This window comes from Ornithinimicrobium sp. F0845, from assembly GCF_023015765.1.
In the GTDB taxonomy this organism is placed as follows: domain Bacteria; phylum Actinomycetota; class Actinomycetes; order Actinomycetales; family Dermatophilaceae; genus Ornithinicoccus.
Genome location: NZ_JALKAL010000007.1, coordinates 137,436 through 156,372, shown reverse-complemented (window position 1 = coordinate 156,372; position 18,937 = coordinate 137,436). Strand labels below are relative to the sequence as shown.

The following is an 18,937-nucleotide window of genomic DNA, read 5'->3' as shown; positions in this document are numbered from 1 at the left end:
GAGTCGAAGGATGACCTCGCCGGACGTCACCGCCTCCTTCGACAGCATGTGGTCCGACCTCGAGCCGGTCGGCCGCGTCTCCTCGGGCGGCTACCGACGGTTCGCCTGGACCCTCGAGGACCACGCCCTGCGCGAGTGGTTCGCCGCCGAGTGCGCACGCCGCGGCCTGGACCTGGTCGAGGACCGCATGGGCAACCAGTGGGCCTGGTGGTGGGAGGGTCCGGGCAGCGTCGACGACGCGGTGGCCGCGGGCAACCCCGGCGTCGCGATCGGCTCCCACCTGGACTCGGTCCCGGACGGCGGGGCGTATGACGGACCGCTGGGTGTCGTCTCCGCCCTCGCCACCGTGGACGGGTTGCGCACGGCCGGGGTGCGGCCCGACCGGCCCCTGGCAGTGGTCAACTTCGTCGACGAGGAGGGGGCGAGGTTCGGCGTCGCCTGCGCCGGGTCGCGGGTGATCACCGGGGCGATGACCGCGGAGCGGGCGCTGGGGCTCACCGATGCCGACGGCGTCAGTATGTCGGAGGCTCTCGTCTCCGCCGGCCGTGACCCGCAGGCGCTGGGCCGGGACGAGGAGACGCTGGGCCGGGTGGGTGCCTTCGTCGAGCTGCACGTGGAGCAGGGGCGGGGCCTGGTCGACCTGGGGGTCCCGGTCGCGGTGGCCAGCGACATCTGGCCGCACGGCCGGTGGCGCTTCGACTTCCCGGGGGAGGCCAACCACGCCGGCACGACCCGGCTCGAGGACCGGCGCGACGCGATGCTCGGCTATGCCGACCTGGTGCTCGGTGCCCGCAGGACCGCGCAGCTGCGCGGGTGCGTGGCCACGGTCGGGAAGGTCGCCGTCACCCCAGGTGGCGTCAACGCGATCCCGAGCCACGTGACGGGCTGGCTCGACAGCCGCGGACCGGACGAGGGCGAGGTGCGCGCCACCGTCGAGGAGCTGCGGGCCCGCGCCGCCGACTTCGGGGCCACCGTCACCGAGGAGTCCTGGACGGGCACCACCCGCTTCGACCAGCCGCTCAGCGACCGGCTGCGGGGAGTGCTGGGCCGCGACGACGCCCTGAGCGTGCCGGTGCTCGGGACCGGCGCCGGGCACGACGCGGGCATCCTGGCCGCGGCGGGGGTGCCCTCGGCCATGCTCTTCGTGCGCAACCCGACCGGTGTGTCGCACAGCCCGGAGGAGCACGCCGAGCGCGACGACTGCCACGCCGGCGTCGTCGCGCTGACCACGTGCGTGACGGACCTGGTGACCTCATGACCACTCCCTCGGCCGCGTCCTCAGCCTCGGCCACCGCCACCCCCACGGCCACCCCATCGGCCGGCCCAATAGCGGGCCCATCGGCCACCCCCTCAGCCGGCCCCGCACCCGCCGCCACGGGTGCGCGGACCGGGCGCACCCGCATACTGCTCACCGGGATGTCTGCGGTCGGCAAGTCGACGATCGTCGGTCTGCTGCGCGAGCGCGGGTTAGCCGCCGTCGACCTCGACGACGGCTGCACCACCGAGAGCGTCGGGCTGCCGGGCGAGGTGCTCTGGCTGGAGGACCGGGTGCGCGAGGTGCTCGACAGTCCGGAGGACGTGCTGTTCGTCGCGGGGTGCGCGAGCAACCAGGGGCGTTTCCACGACGACTTCGACCAGATCGTGCTGCTCAGCGCCCCGCCGGACGTGGTGCGGCAGCGGCTGCGCGACCGGCTGACCAACCCCTTCGGCAAGACCCCGGAGGAGGAGGTCAAGGTGCTGGCGGACCAGGCCGAGGTGGAGCCGCTGCTGCGACGCGCCGCGGACCACGAGATCGTGACGACGGGTTCGCCCGAGGACGCCGTGGCGGAGCTCCTCGAGGTCATCGGCGTCGCCCCGGGACGGGCCCCGGAGGTCGGCGGGTCCGTTGCCGGCCGGGAGCGTGCGCGATGAGCGGGCAAAACCTCCCCGAAAATGCGTGGGGGGCGGACAAAACCTCCCCAAGAATGGGTGAGCGGAAGTGGCACGCGGAGTGGGCGCACCTGCCCACTGGTCTGGCCCGCGACGTCGTGTTCGTCGTGGACGGTGGGCGGTTCGTCGCGGTGACGTCCGGGGTGCCGGCCCAGCAGGCGGCGGCCGACGGCGCCGAGCGGCTGCCGGGCGTGGTGCTGCCCGGCCTGGCCAACTGCCACAGCCACGCCTTCCACCGGGCGCTGCGCGGCCGCACCCACCACGGCGGCGGGACCTTCTGGACGTGGCGCGAGGGGATGTATGCCGTGGCCTCCCGGCTCGACCCCGCCAGCTATCTCGGGCTCGCCCGCGCGACCTATGCCGAGATGGCGCTGGCCGGGGTGACGGCGGTGGGCGAGTTCCACTACCTGCACCACCAGCTGGAGGGCACGCCCTACGACGACCCCAACGCGATGGGCCAGGCGCTGATTCAGGCGGCGGCCGAGGCGGGCGTCCGGCTGACCCTGCTCGACACGCTCTATCTCTCCGGCGGGCTGACCGCCGACGGGCACGTGCCCCTCGAGGGCCCGCAGCTGCGCTTCGGTGACGGCGACGTGCAGCGGTGGGCGGAGCGGGTGTCCGGGCTGTCCGACCACACTTCCGGTGGGCCGGCGCACCTGCGGCTGGGCGGCGCGATCCACTCGGTGCGCGCGGTCCCGCGCGACCAGCTGGCACTGGTGCCCGACTGCGGGGTCGCCGACGGCACGGATCCCCTACACATCCACCTCTCGGAGCAGCCGGCGGAGAACGAGGCCACTCTCGCGGCCCACGGCCTGACGCCGACCCAGCTGCTGGCGGAGGAGGGCGTCCTCGCACCCAACCTGACCGCCGTTCACGCCACGCACCTGACCGAGACGGATATCGGCCTGCTGGGCAGCGCGCACGCCACCGCGTGCTTCTGCCTGACCACCGAGCGGGACCTGGCCGACGGCATCGGGCCGGCCCGCGCGCTCGCCGACGCCGGGGTGCGGCTCTCGCTCGGCTCCGACCAGCACGCGGTCATCGACCTCATCGAGGAGGCGCGGGCGCTGGAGATGCACGAGCGGCTGGACAGCCTGCAGCGCGGGCGGTTCTCGCCCGGGGAGCTGCTCGCGGCGGCCACCGCGCACGACACGATCGGTTGGCCTGACGCCGGCCGACTCGAGGTGGGGGCCCGGGCCGACCTTGTCGCGGTGCGGCTGGACAGCCCGCGCACGGCGGGCTCCGACCCCGCGCAGGTCCTGCTGTCGGCCACCGCCGCCGACGTCGACACCGTCATCGTCGACGGTCAGGTCGTGGTGACGGACGGGCGGCACCGCCTCGAGGACGGGCGGCGGTTGGGGGCCCAGCTCGCGGAGGCCATCGAGCCCCTCTGGGAGGGGGCCCACTGAGGCCTTGCCACGGCCATTGGCTCAGGCGATCCCTCCAACCGCCCGGCATGGTGCACCCGGGCGGTTGCGTGCAGATGCGCCCTGGGGCGCGGGCGCACCTGCCTTGTAAACAGGTGGTTGAGGGTTCGAGTCCCTTCGCCAGCTCTCCTCGTGACCAGCGGTTTCACCCCTCTGACCTGGGGAAACGCGGCAGGTGTGTCCTGAGCTGGCGTGGTCACGTGTTGTCAGAAGTGGGCACGAAGTGCCACCCTTAGTGCACGGATGATGCACGAAATGGGGACGTGATGGCATCGAGACGAGGCTTCGGAACGCTGAGGCGGCTGCCTTCCAAGCGTTGGCAGGCCACCTACGTGGGGCCTGACCTCGCGCGCCACACTGCTCCGCACACCTTCCTCGCGAAGGTTGATGCCGAGGCCTGGCTGGCCAAGGAGTGTGCCTTGGTGAACAGCGACGGCTGGGTCGCGCCGAAGCGGCGGGTGGAGCTCGCAGAGCGGCTGGCACCACCGACGTTCGACGAGTTCGCCCGCCAATGGCTCACCGACCGGTCCCTCAAGCCGCGGACACGTGAGGGCTACGAGCACCTGCTGCGGCGCTACCTCGAGCCGGAGTTCGGCGACCTGCTCGTCTCCGACCTCACGCCGGCCCTCGTGCGCCGGTGGTGGGCCGGCCTGTCGCCGGACCACCCCACGGTCAACGCCCGCGCCTACGCGCTGCTGCGGGCCATCTTGACCACCGCGGTCACCGACGAGCTCCTCGCCAGCAACCCGGGCCGCGTCCGAGCTGCCTCCAACCCGCCGACCAAGAAGGAGATCCGTCCGGCCACGCTCGCCGAGCTGGACGTGCTCGTGAAGGAGATGCCCGACCAGCTCGGTGCCCTCGTCCTCCTGTGCGCCTGGTGCGCGCTGCGGGTGGGGGAGGTGCTCGAGCTGCGCCGGCGCGACCTCGACCTGAACCACGGCGTCGTCAAAGTGACACGGGCGGTGTCATGGGTCCGCGGCAAGCCGATCATCGGAACACCCAAGTCGGCCGCCGGCACCCGTGAGGTGAGCGTGCCGCCGCACATCGTCCCCGCCCTGGAGCAGCACCTGGAGATCCACGTGGGGCAGGAAGCGAATGCACTGCTCTTCCCCTCGATGCGCGACCATCAGCGTCATCTCCAACCCACGGTGCTGCACACGGCCTGGCGAAAAGCCCGAGCCGCGGCCGGCCGTGAGGACCTTCGGATCCACGACCTGCGGCACACCGGAGCCACCATGGCCGCCATGACCGGCGCCACGCTGGCCGAGCTGCAGGCACGTCTCGGCCACTCGACCGTCGCCGCCGCGCTGCGCTACCAGCACGCCGCTCAGGGCCGTGACGCCGAGATCGCCGCCAAGCTCTCCGATCTCGCCCGCCCTCCCCAGGAGTGAGTGGGATTCAAAGTCACCGACTTGGGAGGGCGTCACATCACGCTCTGCCGCCCACAGGTCGTCACCCACACCGTCCGGGCGATCGGACACGGCGAAGCGGCGGGGCTTGGCAATGCAGCCCTCGCCGGTGCGTCACTTCGGCTCCCTTCTGTTGTCAAGGGGTCGGGATCGGCTCTTTCGAGTGTGCGCCGGCGCTTGTCGCCGTCAAGGTCGTTCGTCCGGTGGGGCGCTGCACCTTGACGGCTCTGGCGCGTCGTTGCGGTGGCTGGGGAGCCGGTCCCGGGAGGGGCTTCGCAGTGGGCGTGGTCAGGGGTAGCGTCGTGGGTGCGGGTCCGGGAAGTGGCTGATCCGAAGTGTCGATGTGCGGGGGCAGGTCGACCGCGCTGGATTCAAGTGACGCCCCGCAGTGCCCTCCCGGACCCGCCTCGGACCTGGCTGCGGCGGCGCGTTGTGCGTCGGCCACCAGCTGCCGGTAGATCGCGTCCGAGATGCGGCGCTTGAGGCAGCGCAGTGCTTCCATCGGCTTCTTGTGCTCGGATCGCTTGCGCCGGTAGTAGGCCCGGCCTTCGGTGGGCAACCGCAACTGGGTCACCGCGGCGATGTGGATCATGTGGTTCATCCGCCGGTTCCCCGCCCGGGAGAGCCGGTGCCGGTTCTGCTCTCCTGACGAGGCGTCCAAAGGGGCGGTGCCGGTCCAGGACGCGAACCTGTTCCGGTCGGCGAACCGGGCGATGTCACCGACATCGGCCAGGATCCGCGCGGCGACAACGGGCCCGACACCGTGAAGGTCCATTAAGGTCGACCCCCGCTCCAACACCGGCGCTTTGAGCTCGGCGGTGGCCTTCTTGATCTTGGCCTCCACCGCGACCAGCTCCGCCAGCTCCTCGGCCGCGATCCGCCGACGGGTCCTGCCGGCGATGTCACGCGGACGCACCGAGGCGAGCAGGGCCTTCGTCTGACCTGTGGTGATGTCCTTCTTGCCCTGTCCCGGCAGCAGCTCGGCCAACAGCGCCTGCAACCGGTTGACGCTCTGGACGCGTCGCCGGGTGAGCGCTTCGCGTCGGTCGGCCAACATCCGCAGCGCCTCGAGTTCGCCGTCAACCTTCAGCACCCGCAGCCCTTCGGTGCGGACGGCGACGATCGCGATCGAGTGCGCGTCCAGCGCATCGGTCTTGCGGTTGTGCCCGGTGTCGAACAACCGGACCCGAGCGGCGAGCTTGGCCGGGACGTCGACGACGTGCTCACCGGCCTCGAGCAACCGCTGCGCGAGCGGACGCCCAGCACCATTGGCGCCCTCCACGGCCCACACGCGATCGGGCCACGACTTGGCGTACTTGCGCATCGCCGCGTACCCGGCCTGGTCGGTGCTGAACCGGCCCGCGCCGACCCTTTTCTCCTGCTGGTCGACGACCTCGATGGTTGCCGACAGCTTGTGGGGATCGACCCCGATGATGACCTGTCCCATGACTCTTCTCCCAACCTGCCGCTCGTACCGATGTGGACGGCGAGGTGGGCAGTGCTACTACGAGCAGGGCAGTCCCTTCTTGAGCCACGCCTCGTCAGCAGCGCCCGACGGGCTGCAGACCGAAAGTGAGCCACACCCCCTGCTCTTCACCGGGGGTGGGCAGCCCAAAAGAGAGCGTCCCGCCGGGCACCTGGATCGAGTCTGGCCAGACACCGACCCTGCGTCCAGTCTCTAGTAGCCCACTGTGGGACTTGACCGGTGACCGCATGGTTCCCCCAGGGCTGGGCCGCGCCGTCTCGCTCGGCCTCGTCATATCCACGGGATCGATAAGTCATGCTGGACTCATGACCGACGCCCCATCGCCTGACCCCGATACCTGCTTCCTCGGGCAACTCTGTATGCCGCAGGGCGATTGGGCCACGTGGGTCGGATCGGTCGGAGTCGTGATCACTCTCATAGTGACACTCGCGCTCATCTACCGAGAAAGACGCCTCCGACTGGCCTCTCAGAAGCAACGGATCGAAGAGCGTCTGCGAGCGCAGGCTGAGCAGGTTACGGCGTGGCTTGAGGTGCAAGACTTCGCCCCTGGCCTCCGCGCCGCGGCGCTCAATAACGCATCCACCTCGGTGGTGTATCAAGTCCTCGTCTTCCTGGTAGCCCCGGATGTGAGTGGACAAAGGACGAGCGAAGAGCTCGCCGCGAGCAATGCGGCAGCGGGTATCCAGGCCGTCGACGTCCTCCCGCCCGGCCGATGGAGAGTGGGGTTGATGCCGCTGTCGTCCGCGCGCTCGGATGTACGCCTTGCGCTTGAGCTCGCGTTCACAGACCAGTCCGGAAGGTATTGGGTTCGTCGCTCCGATGGACGGATAGAGTCATTCGACGTTGAACCCATCGCGCACTTCGGGTTGACAGACGTGCGTTACATAAGTGCCCGGAGCGCGTGATGGTGACCTTGCGTGTTGCCACGCCCCTAGCGGAGGGAAGCGGCTAGATGGCTGCCAATTGGGAAACAGTTGATTCGCATTTTCTTGACCGCGCGAAGTCGTTGGAATCCGATAGCGCGAGCGCGCTGTCTTACTTCGATGGGCGCCCTCCGGACTGGACTGACATCGTGGCCGAAGTTGCTCCGCAGCGCGGGGTGGTGGCCGAACTCCAGGCTCATTTGGAGCAGCTCTCTCCATCGCAGCGTGTTGGCCGCTTGGTCGTGCTTTTGGGGCCGAGTGGCGAAGGAAAGTCAACAGCCCTTATGCAACTTGCCCGTAATCTCGCCTTAACCGGGGCGGGTACCGTCCTCTGGCGTCCCACAGGCGCTTCTTTGGAAGCAGAGCAACTGCAAGGACTGCCGATTGGCTCCCACTACTTCGTCTTTTCCGATGACGGTGATGAGATTGCCCCCACGATATACAAGTTCCTGACAACCGACAAGAGGCCGGATATCTCTTTTGTGGTGGCCAGCCGCACTGTGGACTGGGCCGCTGTTGGAGGGGCCACCTTTCCTTGGCGGACTGTTGTTGGATTTCGCCAGGTGGTGCTGAGAGGATTGGACGAGGAGGACGCAAAGCTTATCGTCAACGCGTGGGCATCTCAGGGCGATGTGGGACTTGGGACACTTGCAAATGTTGTGCAAGGTGAGCGCGTTGCCAAGCTCCTCGAGGCCACTCGAGAACAGGCCACGACCGATGAGGGCGCCTTCTTCGGAGGCATGCTTCACGTTCGCTTCGGGGAACTTCTAATGGACCGAATGCGCACGCTCCTGCGCTCTCTAGCGGGCAGGAGAGTGGGCAAAGGTAGTCTGGCGACGGCCCTGCTCCACATTTCAGCTGCGCACTTTGCCGAGGTCGAGTTGACTCCGAACATCCTAGCGAACGTGCTAGGTGTATCTGGTGGGGAGGTGCGATCCTCGGTGATCATGCCCCTGAGTGACGAGGCCGTCATTGCATCTAAGCAAGATCTGGTGTGGACGCGTCACGCACTCATCGCCCAAGCAGTCGTGGACATTGCGGAGGAGTTTGGTGCGGACCTTCCCGAGGTATACGGATCCATCACTCGCAGTGCGATTCAGGTCGGCCGTCGCGAGTTCATTGCCGGCTACGAACGGTTCACATATCTGTGTAGACGATTTGAAACAACGAATTCAAGCATTGCCATCGCTACCGCTCGGGCGGCCGTCGAAGAAGATCCCCACATTTTGGCTTACGTGCACAATCTGGCTCACGTCTTGCGCATAGACGAGCGGGCCCAAGAAGCTTCCTTCATCTGCGAACGAGCGTGCCTGAATCTGGCCACTTACGAAGGCAAGCCGCATCATTTCAGGGCGTTCTACTACGAATGGGCGTCTTCTGAGGGAACCTTGGGGAATCGACACGTGGCAATCTGGCTATCGGCGATCTCCCTGAGCGATCTTACGAACACTCCCGCACCCTCATCTCAGCACGCCGAGTTAGCCTTGGCCAATATAGGTGGGAACCTACTCACTCTGACGGAACCATCGAAGGTCGAGTTGTACGAATTGGCTGTCCGGGCAATTGAGACGATGAGTCGGCAGATGGACCTATCGGCGAAGGCAGCCGCCTTCTTTGGACGTCAAAGAAAATTTGCTGATAAGTGGTCGGTTCCACCGGTCCCAATATCAGAGTGCTTCACGGTCCTTCGCACTGCGCTCAAGGACTCCTGGAAGCATCGAGAGAGGCACGTGGGTGCCTTGCCGCCGGCCGCGTCCCTATCGTTCAAAGGTTTGGCTGCCACGTTGAAGATTCCCCTTGAGGCTGCCACCAAGAGCGCAACCTAAGTGCCCTCTGTGCCCATCCGACACGCAAAGATCCTCGCGAACGGCCCTTGTCTGTGGCGCGCGAAACTTGCATGGACTGCCGCACCGACTCCCCGTAGTTCCACCTGCACGTCCTGTCAGAGCCTCGCGCCAGGCCCACTGGTGCGTGAACGCGCGTCGAGGTGGGTCCTATCGCCGCGATTGACACATCCCCGCGTGGCAATCCGGCTCATCAGAGTTGAGCGGGCACCTTTGGCGCCTTGGCTGTGGCCCGCCGGTGTTGGCGGGTGCAGGACCACCGTATCCGGCGTTGTTGGTTGTCGGTGTTTCTGAAGTGAGAATGACAAGTCCACTTGGCCCCACTGTGCTGGTTTGATTTGGCCCCACCCTCGGGCGTGTCTGGTTAGGGGTACTGGTGGTCGAGCCCTGGATGAGGTCGCCCTCCCAGTCCCCGGGGACGGCACGGTCCTCAACCGACTTGGGACGGTCGGCGATATTGACCATCCCCGGGATGCGCCCGGAGCGCTGGTCGGTCTTGCGGCGTGGTTTACGCATGGCCCGCCCGGTACGAAGATGCCTGGTCAGCTCGCGGTTGAGCGCGCCGCGGCCCTGCACATACAGCGCCTGGTAGATCGCTTCGTGAGACACCCACATCTCCGGATCGTCGGGGAAGTCGACCTTCAGCCGGGCGGCGATCTGTTCGGGGCTGTGGTTCCGTCCCAGCCTGGCTTTGACCTCGCGCCGCAACCGCAGGTTCGTCGCCAGTTTCGCAGCCTTCGGCCGGCGCTTCTTGGCGTCGGCATCGGCCTGCCCGACCGTGGCCTTGTACCGGGCCACCCGCCGGGTCCCCGGCCCGAGCCGTTGCTTGGCCCGGGCCAGCTCCCGACTGATCGTGCTGCCGTCACGGCCCAGCCGGCGACCGATCTCGCGCGCCGAGTGCCCCTGAGCATGCAGCAGCGCGATCTCCTCTCGCTCGGCGAAGGACAAACACCGCTGAGGCTTAACCGGCTGACGTGGTCGCACACCACCACGTTCCCGCATCCACCGGTGCCCGCTCTGCTGACTCACCGACACCAGCGCCGCCGCTTCCCCGACACTGAACCCCTGACGGATCCAGTCCCAGAACCGGTACTCCACCTCCGTGGGCAACCGCGGACGCCTCGCCCGATCGGTAGGCAGATTCGGACGATTCAACCGTGCCATCACAACACTCCCTAACTCAGAGGTGTTGCAACCACTCCTTGAACCCAAGGTCTCGCCGTACCAGAGTTTGAGTGCAGTTTTGTACGTCGTCCAGAAGGAGTGCATCGAGTCAGCCGAGGCGAGGAACCCGGTGGCCTGCACCTAGGCCAGTTGGGCGGCCAGGGCAATCCTGTCGCAGTCCCGGCCGGACAGCTTGTACAGCAGCCAGTTCCGTACAGGGTGGGCTGCGTCGTAGTCGCCGCCGAGCACCTCGCGCTTGAAGTCGTACGTCAGCGTCCGCACCTCCTATCAGCGACGCCCTACTGGGCAGCCTTTTGCCCGAACGCGAATTCGGGTGGCGGCGAGGGCATCAATAGAGTGATTCGGGATCGATCACAGCGTGTTGCAGATCAGCCTGCCCATGACGTCGCGTTACGGGGCCTGCGCGCTCGCCTGACTGCCTCGGGGCTCGGTCCGGCATCCTCTTGGGGGCCTGAGAGGGCTGCGAGACTCCTTGAGGATGTTTGTTGGCGAGCGGGGGTTTTCCGGTGTGGAAGCCGACTTCACCGGTCGAGCGCCCGGCCTCTCGATCGGTGCGGGTAGGCTTCGGGCAACCAGATGGGCTCCTGGGTCCGTCGGGGTGTCGGTTGTCGACACTACCTTGACGGCTCCGACACGGCGACGCTCGCTGGCCCCTGCCGGGCCCGGCCGTGTCTGGTGGCGCGGGATGAGCGGGGGGTAGCGTCAGGTGTGCGGGTGCGGGAAGTGGCTGATCCGCAGCGCCGATGCGGCGGGCAGGTCGGCCGCGCTGGATACCTCAGAGGCCCCGCAGTGCCCTCCAAGGGCCGACAGTCACAGGACTTGTCCACAGGTCCCGAAACCGTGAAACGTCGGTCAGTGCCTCTGGCATGCGCCAACTCCCATGCTTGATTGCGCTGGCGGACGAGCGGGGGACACCGACGATGCGGGTCGGAGGAGGCAAGCATCGCCATTGTCGGTGTCGTCACTCTGGTCCGGCCATGGAGCTTCCCGCTGTCCACGGCGCAATTTCTACACGCAGCTTGCAACATGTGCTAGCGGTCCACGCGACCCCCGAGGCACAGCAACGGCCTCGACTATGCGTCGCGGTCTGCGATAGCCCCGGGGGCACCGAAGTCGTGAGAGTCACCGCAGATGCGACTGCCGCGCGAGCCCTGCGCCAGAAGCACCGAAACGTGTTCTGATGTTCGACCCATTCGGGGGGTTGCGGGGGCCCATTGCTGCTGAAGGCAGGCGAAGTTCGCCGTCCCTACTTCGCGCACGCCCAGAGCGACGTCTCCTGCAGGCACCGACAACGCCCCGAGTACGCAGGGCGCTCCTACGAGCACCTTCACTACCAGAACGCTTTGGTTGCCTGGCTGAAGAATCAAGGCCTCACCGCGCGCATCGAACACACCTTCGACCGGGGTGGACGTGCGGATTTGCAGGTCTTTGTGGACGGGCTCTCGCACACCATCGAGGTGCAACTCAGCTCCCTGACCGACGCATCATGGACGGATCGTGATGCCTTGTACAGACAGTCAGTCGACCAAGTCACGTGGCTCTACGGGCCCCACGCTGGAACGGGAGCAGGCCGAGAACAAGCAGTGCGCGGCTGGGCCCTCCTGATCGACCAGGATGTCGCCTTGGGCGTGAGAAGTCACTCAACTGAAGCGTGGTCTCTCCTCGATGACTGCCCTATGACCGGCGCCGGCATTTTGGTGCCGGGGCTCAGGGAGGCCATGGACGAGCACGCGGCGATCATGGGTCAGCGTGAAGCGGCGGAGCAGGAGGCCGCCGACCGGGAGCGCACTCAACGGAGGGCCCGCGATCGCGAGGAGCACCGTGGCCGTCATGCTTGGTCCGAGGTTCCGTACCAGACGCGCGAGGCGCCGGGATCTATAGACCCGTTCAGAGCTTCCTTGACCGCCTGGCGCGCCTTCCACCCCGAATCTGAGCTGTTTGTCCCCAGGCGGGGGTGGAGCTTTCTTGAGACGGTGGCCGAGACAGACCACGAGGCGGCACGGTTCATCGCGTACCTGTGCGAACAGATCTATGGCGCGGGGCCAGTGAACATGTTCGCCGTCACCGGCGTGTCGAACCCTGCTCGCATAGTCAACGCTCTGCAACAGGCAGGCATGGTGACCCTGTTAGAGATCAAGGGAGTGTCAGGATGGACGCGAGCATGAGCGGCGCGTAGAAGTGCAACTGTGGACCAGCCGGACCAGTGTCTGTCAGGGCATTCCGCCAACTACATCTCATGAGCGAGGTCAGCGGCGCACCGCAGGTGTCAGTCTGGCGATCGGAGGATGGGACGCACTGGACCGTGCAGATAGACACCACACTGTGCACCGGCCCGGTTGTTATCGACCTGAACGACGGGCGCATCTTCTTCGACGCCCCGTGACGGCACTCATGGCGCGAGATCGGGACTTACTCATCGCGGGGACACTCCACGCCGTCGGCGAGCGCTCTGATCACACTCGTCGCTACGTCAACCGGCCTTGACCACCTGAGGCGCGTCTTCGCGACCATCGACGACTACCCGCCCCTGATCGTGAGTGCTGGGGCCAGGTCGTGAGTATGGAGCTCTTCTCGGCGAGCGACGACTCGAGCTTCAGGACTGGCAATGCCATGGCGGCAGGGTGCTTAACTAACGGCCATGGCGATACTCATCACCGGCATCAGCGAACTGGTCACCTGCGACGAGACCCTGGAGGGCGCTGACCAGAGCCAGCGCCTCGGCATACTGCGTGATGCCGCGGTCGTCGTGGGGGCGGAGTTCGAGGACTCGCCCACGACCATCCGGTGGATCGGCCCCGCGGTCAGCGCTCCCGAGGCCGACTGGTCCTTCGACCTGGGCGGGCAGACCCTCCTGCCGGGCTTCGTCGACAGCCACTCCCACCTGGTCTATGCCGGCGACCGGTCCGCCGAGTTCGCCGCGCGCATGACGGGCGAGGGCTACGACGGGGGAGGCATCGCCACCACGGTCGAGGCGACGCGCGATGCCTCCGACGGTGAGCTGCGGTCGCTGCTGACGGCACGGATCGACGAGATGCGCTCCCAGGGCACCACGACGGTCGAGATCAAGAGCGGCTACGGCCTGGAGGTCGAGGAGGAGGTGCGCCACCTGCGGCTGGCGCACGAGGTCACCGAAGAGACCACCTTCCTGGGTGGGCACGTGGTCCCGCCGGAGTGGCGGCACGACCGCGCCGGTTACGTCGACCTGGTGGCAGGCGAGATGATGGACGCCGCAGCGCCGTACGCGCGATGGGTCGACGTCTTCTGCGAGCCGAACTCCCCGCACGCGTTCACGGGCGAGGAGGCTCGCGCGATCCTCGAGGCCGGTCAGGACGCCGGGCTGGGTCTGCGGGTCCACGGCAACCAGCTCGGTCACGGCCCGGGCGTGCAGCTGGCCGTGGAGCTCGGGGCCGCCAGCGTCGACCACTGCACCTTCCTGTCCGACGCCGACGTGGAGGCGCTGTCCGGGTCGGACACCGTGGCGACGCTGCTGCCCGGCGTGGAGTTCTCGACGCGGTCGCCCTATCCGGACGCGCGGGCGCTGATCGACGCCGGGGTCACCGTGGCGCTGGCCACCGACTGCAACCCGGGCACCTGCAACTCCTCCTCGATGCCGCTGATGATCGCGCTCGCGGTCCGGGAGATGGGGATGACCCCGGCCGAGGCGGTGCGCGCCGCCACGGTCGTGGCGGCACAGTCACTCCGTCGCGAGGACATCGGCGTGGTCCGGGTCGGCACCCGGGCCGACCTGGCCGTGGTGAGCGCTCCGAGCTACCTGCACATCCCCTACCGCATCGGCGTCCCGATCGTGAAGACGCTGCAGGTCTGAGGCACCCCACGAAGGCCTGCCATCACGGCAGGTGGTCGGCCAGCGTCGCCCCGATCCGCCCCAGCAGCGGCCCCGGCTCGGCGAGGCACCGCTCGACGTCCGGCTCGATGTCGGTCAGCGCGTGGACCGCGGTGAAGCCGACCTCCCGGGCGACCGCAGGTGACAGGGCGCAGTGGCCCGCCACCGCGACAGTCCGTATGCCGTGTGCCCTCGCCCGGGCGAGCACCCCCATGGGCGCCTTGCCGGACAGCGTCTGCTCGTCCAGCCGCCCCTCCCCGGTGACGACGAGGTCTGCGCCCGCGAGCGCGGTGTCCATCCCGACGAGGTCCAGCAGGAGCTCCACGCCCGGGACCTGCCCCGCGCCCAGGGCGGCGAGCACGGCATACCCCGTCCCACCCGCGGCACCCGCGCCGGGGGTGGTGACGCGCGAGTTGGGGCTCGTGCCCAGTGCCGCGTCCAGGAGGTGGGCCCAGCGGGCCAGCGCCGCGTCGATGCGCGCGACGGTCTGCTCGTCCGCCCCCTTCTGCGGCGCGAAGACCACCGCTGCACCAAGCTCGCCGAGCAGCGGGTTGTCGACGTCGTTGGCCAGCACCACCTCGGTCTCCGTCAGTCGCGCGTCCAGTCCCGACAGGTCGACCTCCGCGAGGGACTCCAGTCCCTCGACGCCGTCGGGGACCGGCTGACCGTCGGGCCCGAGCAGCCGGACCCCCAGGGCAGCCAGCATCCCCGCGCCGCCGTCGTTGGTGGCGCTGCCGCCGAGTCCGAGGACGATGCGCCGGCACCCGTGGTCGAGGGCTGAGATGACCAGTTCGCCGGTCCCGCGGGTCGAGGCGGTCAGGGCTCTCGTCGGCCCGTCGGCGGGGCGGGACGGCACGAGCGCGGGGGCCAGCGCGATGCCCGAGGCCTCGGCCAGCTCGACCAGCGCCGTGGAGGTGTCGGGTTGTCGGGCCCAGGTCGCTGGGACCGGGTCGCCCCATGGGCCGGAGACCGTCGCGCTGATCGGCTGCCAGCCGTGCTCCACGACCGCGGTCACGGTGCCCTCACCCCCGTCGGCGACCGCCATCTCCACCACGTGCACATCGGGCGCGGCGGCTAGGAGCCCCTCGGCCAGGGCCCCGCGCACCTGGGCCGCTGTGAGCGATCCCTTGAACGAGTCGGGGGCCAGCACCACGACCGGAGCACGCGACATGACCCCAGACTCTCACCCGCGTCGGCCTTTCACTCGCGTCGTCCTCTCACTCACGTGGGCCACGTCGGCCCCTCGCTCGCGGTCGACCCCTCACTCCCGTTGACCGCGGGCACCCGAGCCGGCGGCCGGGGTCCGTGGACAACTCCTGCGCAGGTCCGGGCGTCTGCGGCACAGTCGCGGGGTGAGTCTTCATCAATTTCCGGGACCGAACCGCCGGCATCGTCCGGCAGCGCCGACGCCGAGCCGCAGTGGCGAGCCGTGGACCACGGAGGACTACGAGCTTCTCGTGGGCCGGTGTCGCGAGGGTGCCTCGATCACCGAGCTCGCCGAGGCGCTGGAGCGCAAGGAGCGAGCCGTGCTGCTGCGGGCCAAACGGCTCCTGCCCCTGGACCAGCGCGGTGTCCCGGAGGATCGCATCACCGCGCACCTCCACCGGGTGCTGACAGAGGACGATGACTACGACTGGGAGCACCACCTGGCAGCCACGCCTCCTCCGCGTCCCGTCGTCAACCACCTTCCTGCGCCTGAGGTGCGCCGCGGCATACCCGGTCTCGAGGACGAGGAGCTCCTGGCGATCGCGGGCCTGGTGATCCGGCTGGGTGAGGCCACGGGCACCGTCGATCTGCGGGACGACCTGGCGAGGGAGATTGAGCGGCGGGATCTGGGCGACCGGCTCGAAAGCAACCTGGCCAGGGACGCGCGGCGGTGGCTTGCCAACTTCCGGGATACGGGCTACTACCGCGTGGACACGAGCGAGTGGTACGGCCCCGAGTCGGACCCCTTCAGCCCGGGACCCCATCCGGATCACGAGTGGTGACCGCTGATGATGGGGAACCAGCTGCTCAACAGCGGATCGTGCGGTCGTGGTGGCGGATGATCTGGGAGCAGAGGCGCACAGATTGGGGCTGACCTGATGCCTCGGGTCGTCGTCTGCGTCAACGCGCTGCCAGGCTCGATGCGCGATTTCGTGCGCGGACACAGTCTGCCCATCGCTAGGGCAGGCGTGCCTGCTTCATCTGCGCCGAGGCATAGACGCTGCTGACCACCTGGCCGTCGAGCCACCGGGTGAGCCGGTCCGCCTCGGTCGCGATCGCGGCGTCGCCGTCGGCCCCGACGTCCTCGCGCAGCACCGGGACCACGACGCCGTCCGGGTCCTGCACCCAGCAGCCGACGATCCGGCCCTCCCACCACACCGTGGTGCCGGCGTTGCCGTTGCTGTCGAAGAGGTATGGCGTGTGGTCCGGGTCTAGGTAGAAGTCCCGCTGCTTCCACCCCATGGTCGTCGGGTCCAGAGTCGGCAGCAGGGCTGCCCACGGGTCGAGCGCCGGCTCGGCGTCCAGGTCGTCGGGGAGCAGCCAGCCCGGGGAGCCGTCCTCCAGGTCCACCTCCACCGCACCCACGTCCGCCAGCGCGTGCCGGACGGCCGTCTTGGTGGACCCCAGCCACCACACGAGATCCGTCTCGGTGCCCGGGCCGAACGTCCGCAGCCACCGACGGACCAGTTCTGCATACCCCTCGCGGGCGGGCAGGGCCTCGGGCACCGCACCCAGCCAGTCGTCCATGACGGTCCAGGTCGGCCGGTTGACCCGCCAGTGCCCCGCGTTGCGGCCGCGCACGAGCAGCGCGGAGGCACCGAGCATGGTGAGCACCCGCGGTGCGACCGGCGTCGGGCCGCCCCAGGGACTGGTCGTCGACGTCGCGACCTTGCCGTCCAGCTCCGGCAGCGCCTCCCGGATCTGCCTGGCAGACAGGGTGCCCCGCTCGTGCAGCAGGGACTCGATCTCCGTGGCCCGCGCGTCCAACCAGACGAGACCGTCCTCGGTCCGACCGTCGTCCTCGACGTTGCGCGCGATCTTGCGACGCTCGATGTCAGCCACCCGGGCGGCGGCCGAACCCCAGACCGCCGGCAGCAGGTCCCTGGGGAAGACGAAGAGTGTCCTGCGCATGGCGAGCTGGCGGACCAGCGAGCGATCGTCATACAGCGCCCGATCCACGGCCCCGACCGTCGCATCGCTGCGCGCCGCCACCGACAGGTAGACCGTCGGGGCCTCCGTGGCGTGCAGCACCGTCATGGTCCTCGTGGCGTCCTCGGGTGTGGCAACTCGGTGCCGCGGAGCAAGAGCGTGCCGACGCCCGAGACGTGCGCGTCGCTCGGCATCGGTGACCAGTCGCTCGCCCATGGCCACAGTCTGCCTGGCGCGACTGACCACGGGCAGGCCACAGGGGGTCGCGCGTGGACGCGCGACGAGATCCATGAACGCGGTTGAAGACAGTCCTGGACACGAAGGTCCTTGTCTACGCCTTCGATGGTGACGACCGCGGCGCCTCGGGTCGCTGCAGCTCGCGAACTCCTCCGCCTGACTACGACCCTGGTCGTAGCATCGCTGGACCGACCTGCGACCGGTGGCTGACGCGCTGACCCGGCCCTTCGCCATACTCTCGGGGGATGCGACTGATCCGGCGTGCCCTGGACTGGACCAGCCGATCCCCGTTCGTGGTGGATGCGGTGCTGGCCGGGATGGCGTGGCTCGCCTTTCTGGTCCTGGGGGGCTCGGCCGACGGTTGGACCCTCTTCCTGGTCACCGCGCAGGTGCTGCCGCTCGCGTGGCGGCGCACCGAGCCGTTCGCGGCCGCGATGGTCATCGCCGCCGCCTGCCTGCTGCAGGTGATCACCCTCGATCTGCCGCTCATCTCCAACGTCTCGGCCCTGGCGATCGTCTACGCCACCGCCGCCTACGGGCAGGAGCGCTGGCAGTCCCTGGCGGTGGGCGTTGCGGGGCTCTGCGGGTCCGTGCTGGGAGTGGGCGACTGGATGCTTGTCCGCGAGATGAGGTACCAGCCCGACGGGGTGTCCGTGCTGGTCACGCTCCTGCCGACGCTGCTGTTCATGTGGATGTCGGTCGCGGTGGCCTGGGTGCTCGGGGATGTGGTGCGTCGGCGCCGGGCGGTCGTGGCGCGGCTCCGTGAGCAGAACGAGGCGCTGGCCCGGGACCAGGCGCAGCGGGCCGCCCTCGCCGCCCAGGGCGAGCGCGCGACGATCGCGCGGGAGATGCACGACATCGTGGCCCACTCCCTCTCGGTGGTGGTCGTCCAGGCCGACGGCGGGGCGTATGCCGCGCGCACCGCCCTCGACCGCGGCACCGGCGGCGACGTGGTCGCCCTGGAGCGGGCGGCGCAGACCCTGGAGACCCTGGCGACCACGGCCCGGGAGGCGCTGACCGACACCCGCCGGCTGGTGGGCGTGCTGCGGGACCGTGGCAGTGCCGCCGAGTTCGAGCCCACCCAGGGCCTGAACAACCTCGAGGGGCTGGTGCAGCGCGTGCGCGACTCCGGGGTGCCGGTGGCGCTCGCGGTGCGCGGTGCGGTCGACCGGTTGCCGCGGGAGGTGGACCTGGCGGCCTACCGCGTCGTGCAGGAGTCGCTGACCAACGTGCTCAAGCACGCCGGACCGGACGCCAGCGTCACGGTCGACGTGCTGCGCACCCCCGCGGTGCTGCTCGTGCGGGTCACCGACGACGGGCGGGGCGCCGCGGTGCCCGACGGTCAGGGCAACGGCATCATCGGGATGCGGGAGCGGGTGGAGTTCCTCGGTGGCACACTGCACGCGGGCCCACGAGCTGGAGGTGGCTTCGAGGTCAGCGCCTCGGTGCCGGTCGTCGACGCGGACCCGGTGCCTGTGACCGAGAGTGCCCCGGAAGGAGCCAGGAGTGACTGAGCAG

General features: G+C 68.9%; 15 protein-coding genes, 1 tRNA gene and 1 pseudogene. 12 read left to right on the top strand and 5 right to left on the bottom strand.

Going from position 1 to position 18,937, the window contains the following annotated elements:
- Positions 1-10: 10 nt before the first annotated feature.
- The 5 genes from MWU75_RS11905 (at position 11) to MWU75_RS11885 (ending at position 4,747) form a co-directional block, all read left to right on the top strand.
- Complete coding sequence (locus MWU75_RS11905) at positions 11-1,258, top strand: allantoate amidohydrolase (protein WP_247090909.1); 1,248 nt, start codon at positions 11-13, stop codon at positions 1,256-1,258.
- Positions 1,255-1,911, top strand: coding sequence for an AAA family ATPase (locus MWU75_RS11900; RefSeq protein ID WP_281497150.1), 657 nt, complete (start codon positions 1,255-1,257; stop codon positions 1,909-1,911). Before MWU75_RS11905 ends, MWU75_RS11900 begins: the two co-directional genes overlap by 4 nt.
- Before the next feature lie 53 nt (positions 1,912-1,964).
- Positions 1,965-3,338 carry a formimidoylglutamate deiminase gene (locus MWU75_RS11895; protein WP_247090905.1) on the top strand — a complete coding sequence of 458 codons (1,374 nt, stop codon included), beginning with the start codon at positions 1,965-1,967 and terminating at the stop codon, positions 3,336-3,338.
- Between the two features lie 75 nt (positions 3,339-3,413).
- Positions 3,414-3,479, top strand: a tRNA-Thr gene (locus tag MWU75_RS11890).
- A 209-nt stretch (positions 3,480-3,688) separates the two neighbouring features.
- Complete coding sequence (locus tag MWU75_RS11885) at positions 3,689-4,747, top strand: site-specific integrase (RefSeq protein ID WP_247090903.1); 1,059 nt, start codon at positions 3,689-3,691, stop codon at positions 4,745-4,747.
- Between the two features lie 154 nt (positions 4,748-4,901).
- Here the strand turns inward: MWU75_RS11885 and MWU75_RS11880 are convergent, their stop codons facing one another.
- Positions 4,902-6,212: an IS110 family transposase gene (locus MWU75_RS11880; RefSeq protein ID WP_247090902.1), complete on the bottom strand. Its 1,311-nt coding sequence runs from the start codon at positions 6,210-6,212 to the stop codon at positions 4,902-4,904.
- A 344-nt stretch (positions 6,213-6,556) separates the two neighbouring features.
- Here MWU75_RS11880 and MWU75_RS11875 point away from each other — a divergent pair, with 344 nt between their 5' ends.
- Together MWU75_RS11875 and MWU75_RS11870 are read left to right on the top strand one after the other, a co-directional pair.
- Positions 6,557-7,156, top strand: coding sequence for a hypothetical protein (locus MWU75_RS11875; protein ID WP_247090900.1), 600 nt, complete (start codon positions 6,557-6,559; stop codon positions 7,154-7,156).
- A gap of 47 nt (positions 7,157-7,203) precedes the next feature.
- Positions 7,204-9,000: a hypothetical protein gene (locus MWU75_RS11870; RefSeq protein WP_247090898.1), complete on the top strand. Its 1,797-nt coding sequence runs from the start codon at positions 7,204-7,206 to the stop codon at positions 8,998-9,000.
- A 390-nt stretch (positions 9,001-9,390) separates the two neighbouring features.
- Here MWU75_RS11870 and MWU75_RS11865 read toward each other — a convergent pair.
- Together MWU75_RS11865 and MWU75_RS11860 are read right to left on the bottom strand one after the other, a co-directional pair.
- Positions 9,391-9,972: pseudogene (locus MWU75_RS11865) on the bottom strand (IS30 family transposase); the annotation flags it as partial.
- Positions 9,973-10,323: 351 nt separating this feature from the next.
- Positions 10,324-10,464, bottom strand: a complete 141-nt coding sequence (locus MWU75_RS11860; RefSeq protein ID WP_247090896.1) for a hypothetical protein — start codon at positions 10,462-10,464, stop codon at positions 10,324-10,326.
- Positions 10,465-11,417: 953 nt separating this feature from the next.
- Here MWU75_RS11860 and MWU75_RS11855 point away from each other — a divergent pair.
- From MWU75_RS11855 to hutI, 3 genes are all read left to right on the top strand, one after another.
- Positions 11,418-12,368 carry a competence protein CoiA family protein gene (locus tag MWU75_RS11855; RefSeq protein WP_247090893.1) on the top strand — a complete coding sequence of 317 codons (951 nt, stop codon included), beginning with the start codon at positions 11,418-11,420 and terminating at the stop codon, positions 12,366-12,368.
- A gap of 71 nt (positions 12,369-12,439) precedes the next feature.
- Complete coding sequence (locus MWU75_RS11850) at positions 12,440-12,586, top strand: hypothetical protein (RefSeq protein ID WP_247090891.1); 147 nt, start codon at positions 12,440-12,442, stop codon at positions 12,584-12,586.
- 255 nt (positions 12,587-12,841) lie between these two features.
- On the top strand, positions 12,842-14,029 hold the full coding sequence (gene hutI, locus MWU75_RS11845; RefSeq protein WP_247090889.1) for an imidazolonepropionase: 1,188 nt from the start codon (positions 12,842-12,844) through the stop codon (positions 14,027-14,029).
- Between the two features lie 22 nt (positions 14,030-14,051).
- On the opposite strand, the gene MWU75_RS11840 is transcribed toward hutI, so the two are convergent.
- Positions 14,052-15,218 (bottom strand): glycerate kinase, encoded by a 1,167-nt coding sequence (locus MWU75_RS11840; protein ID WP_247090887.1) that lies wholly within the window; start codon positions 15,216-15,218, stop codon positions 14,052-14,054.
- Positions 15,219-15,504: 286 nt separating this feature from the next.
- Here MWU75_RS11840 and MWU75_RS11835 point away from each other — a divergent pair, with 286 nt between their 5' ends.
- Positions 15,505-16,035, top strand: a complete 531-nt coding sequence (locus MWU75_RS11835) for a hypothetical protein (protein WP_247090885.1) — start codon at positions 15,505-15,507, stop codon at positions 16,033-16,035.
- 175 nt (positions 16,036-16,210) lie between these two features.
- Here the strand turns inward: MWU75_RS11835 and MWU75_RS11830 are convergent, their stop codons facing one another.
- A complete protein-coding gene (locus tag MWU75_RS11830; protein WP_247090882.1) occupies positions 16,211-17,398 on the bottom strand; it encodes a winged helix DNA-binding domain-containing protein in 1,188 nt (395 codons plus the stop codon).
- Between the two features lie 266 nt (positions 17,399-17,664).
- On the opposite strand from MWU75_RS11830, the gene MWU75_RS11825 reads away from it, so the two are divergent.
- Positions 17,665-18,933 (top strand): histidine kinase, encoded by a 1,269-nt coding sequence (locus MWU75_RS11825; RefSeq protein WP_247090880.1) that lies wholly within the window; start codon positions 17,665-17,667, stop codon positions 18,931-18,933.
- Positions 18,934-18,937 lie beyond the last annotated feature (4 nt).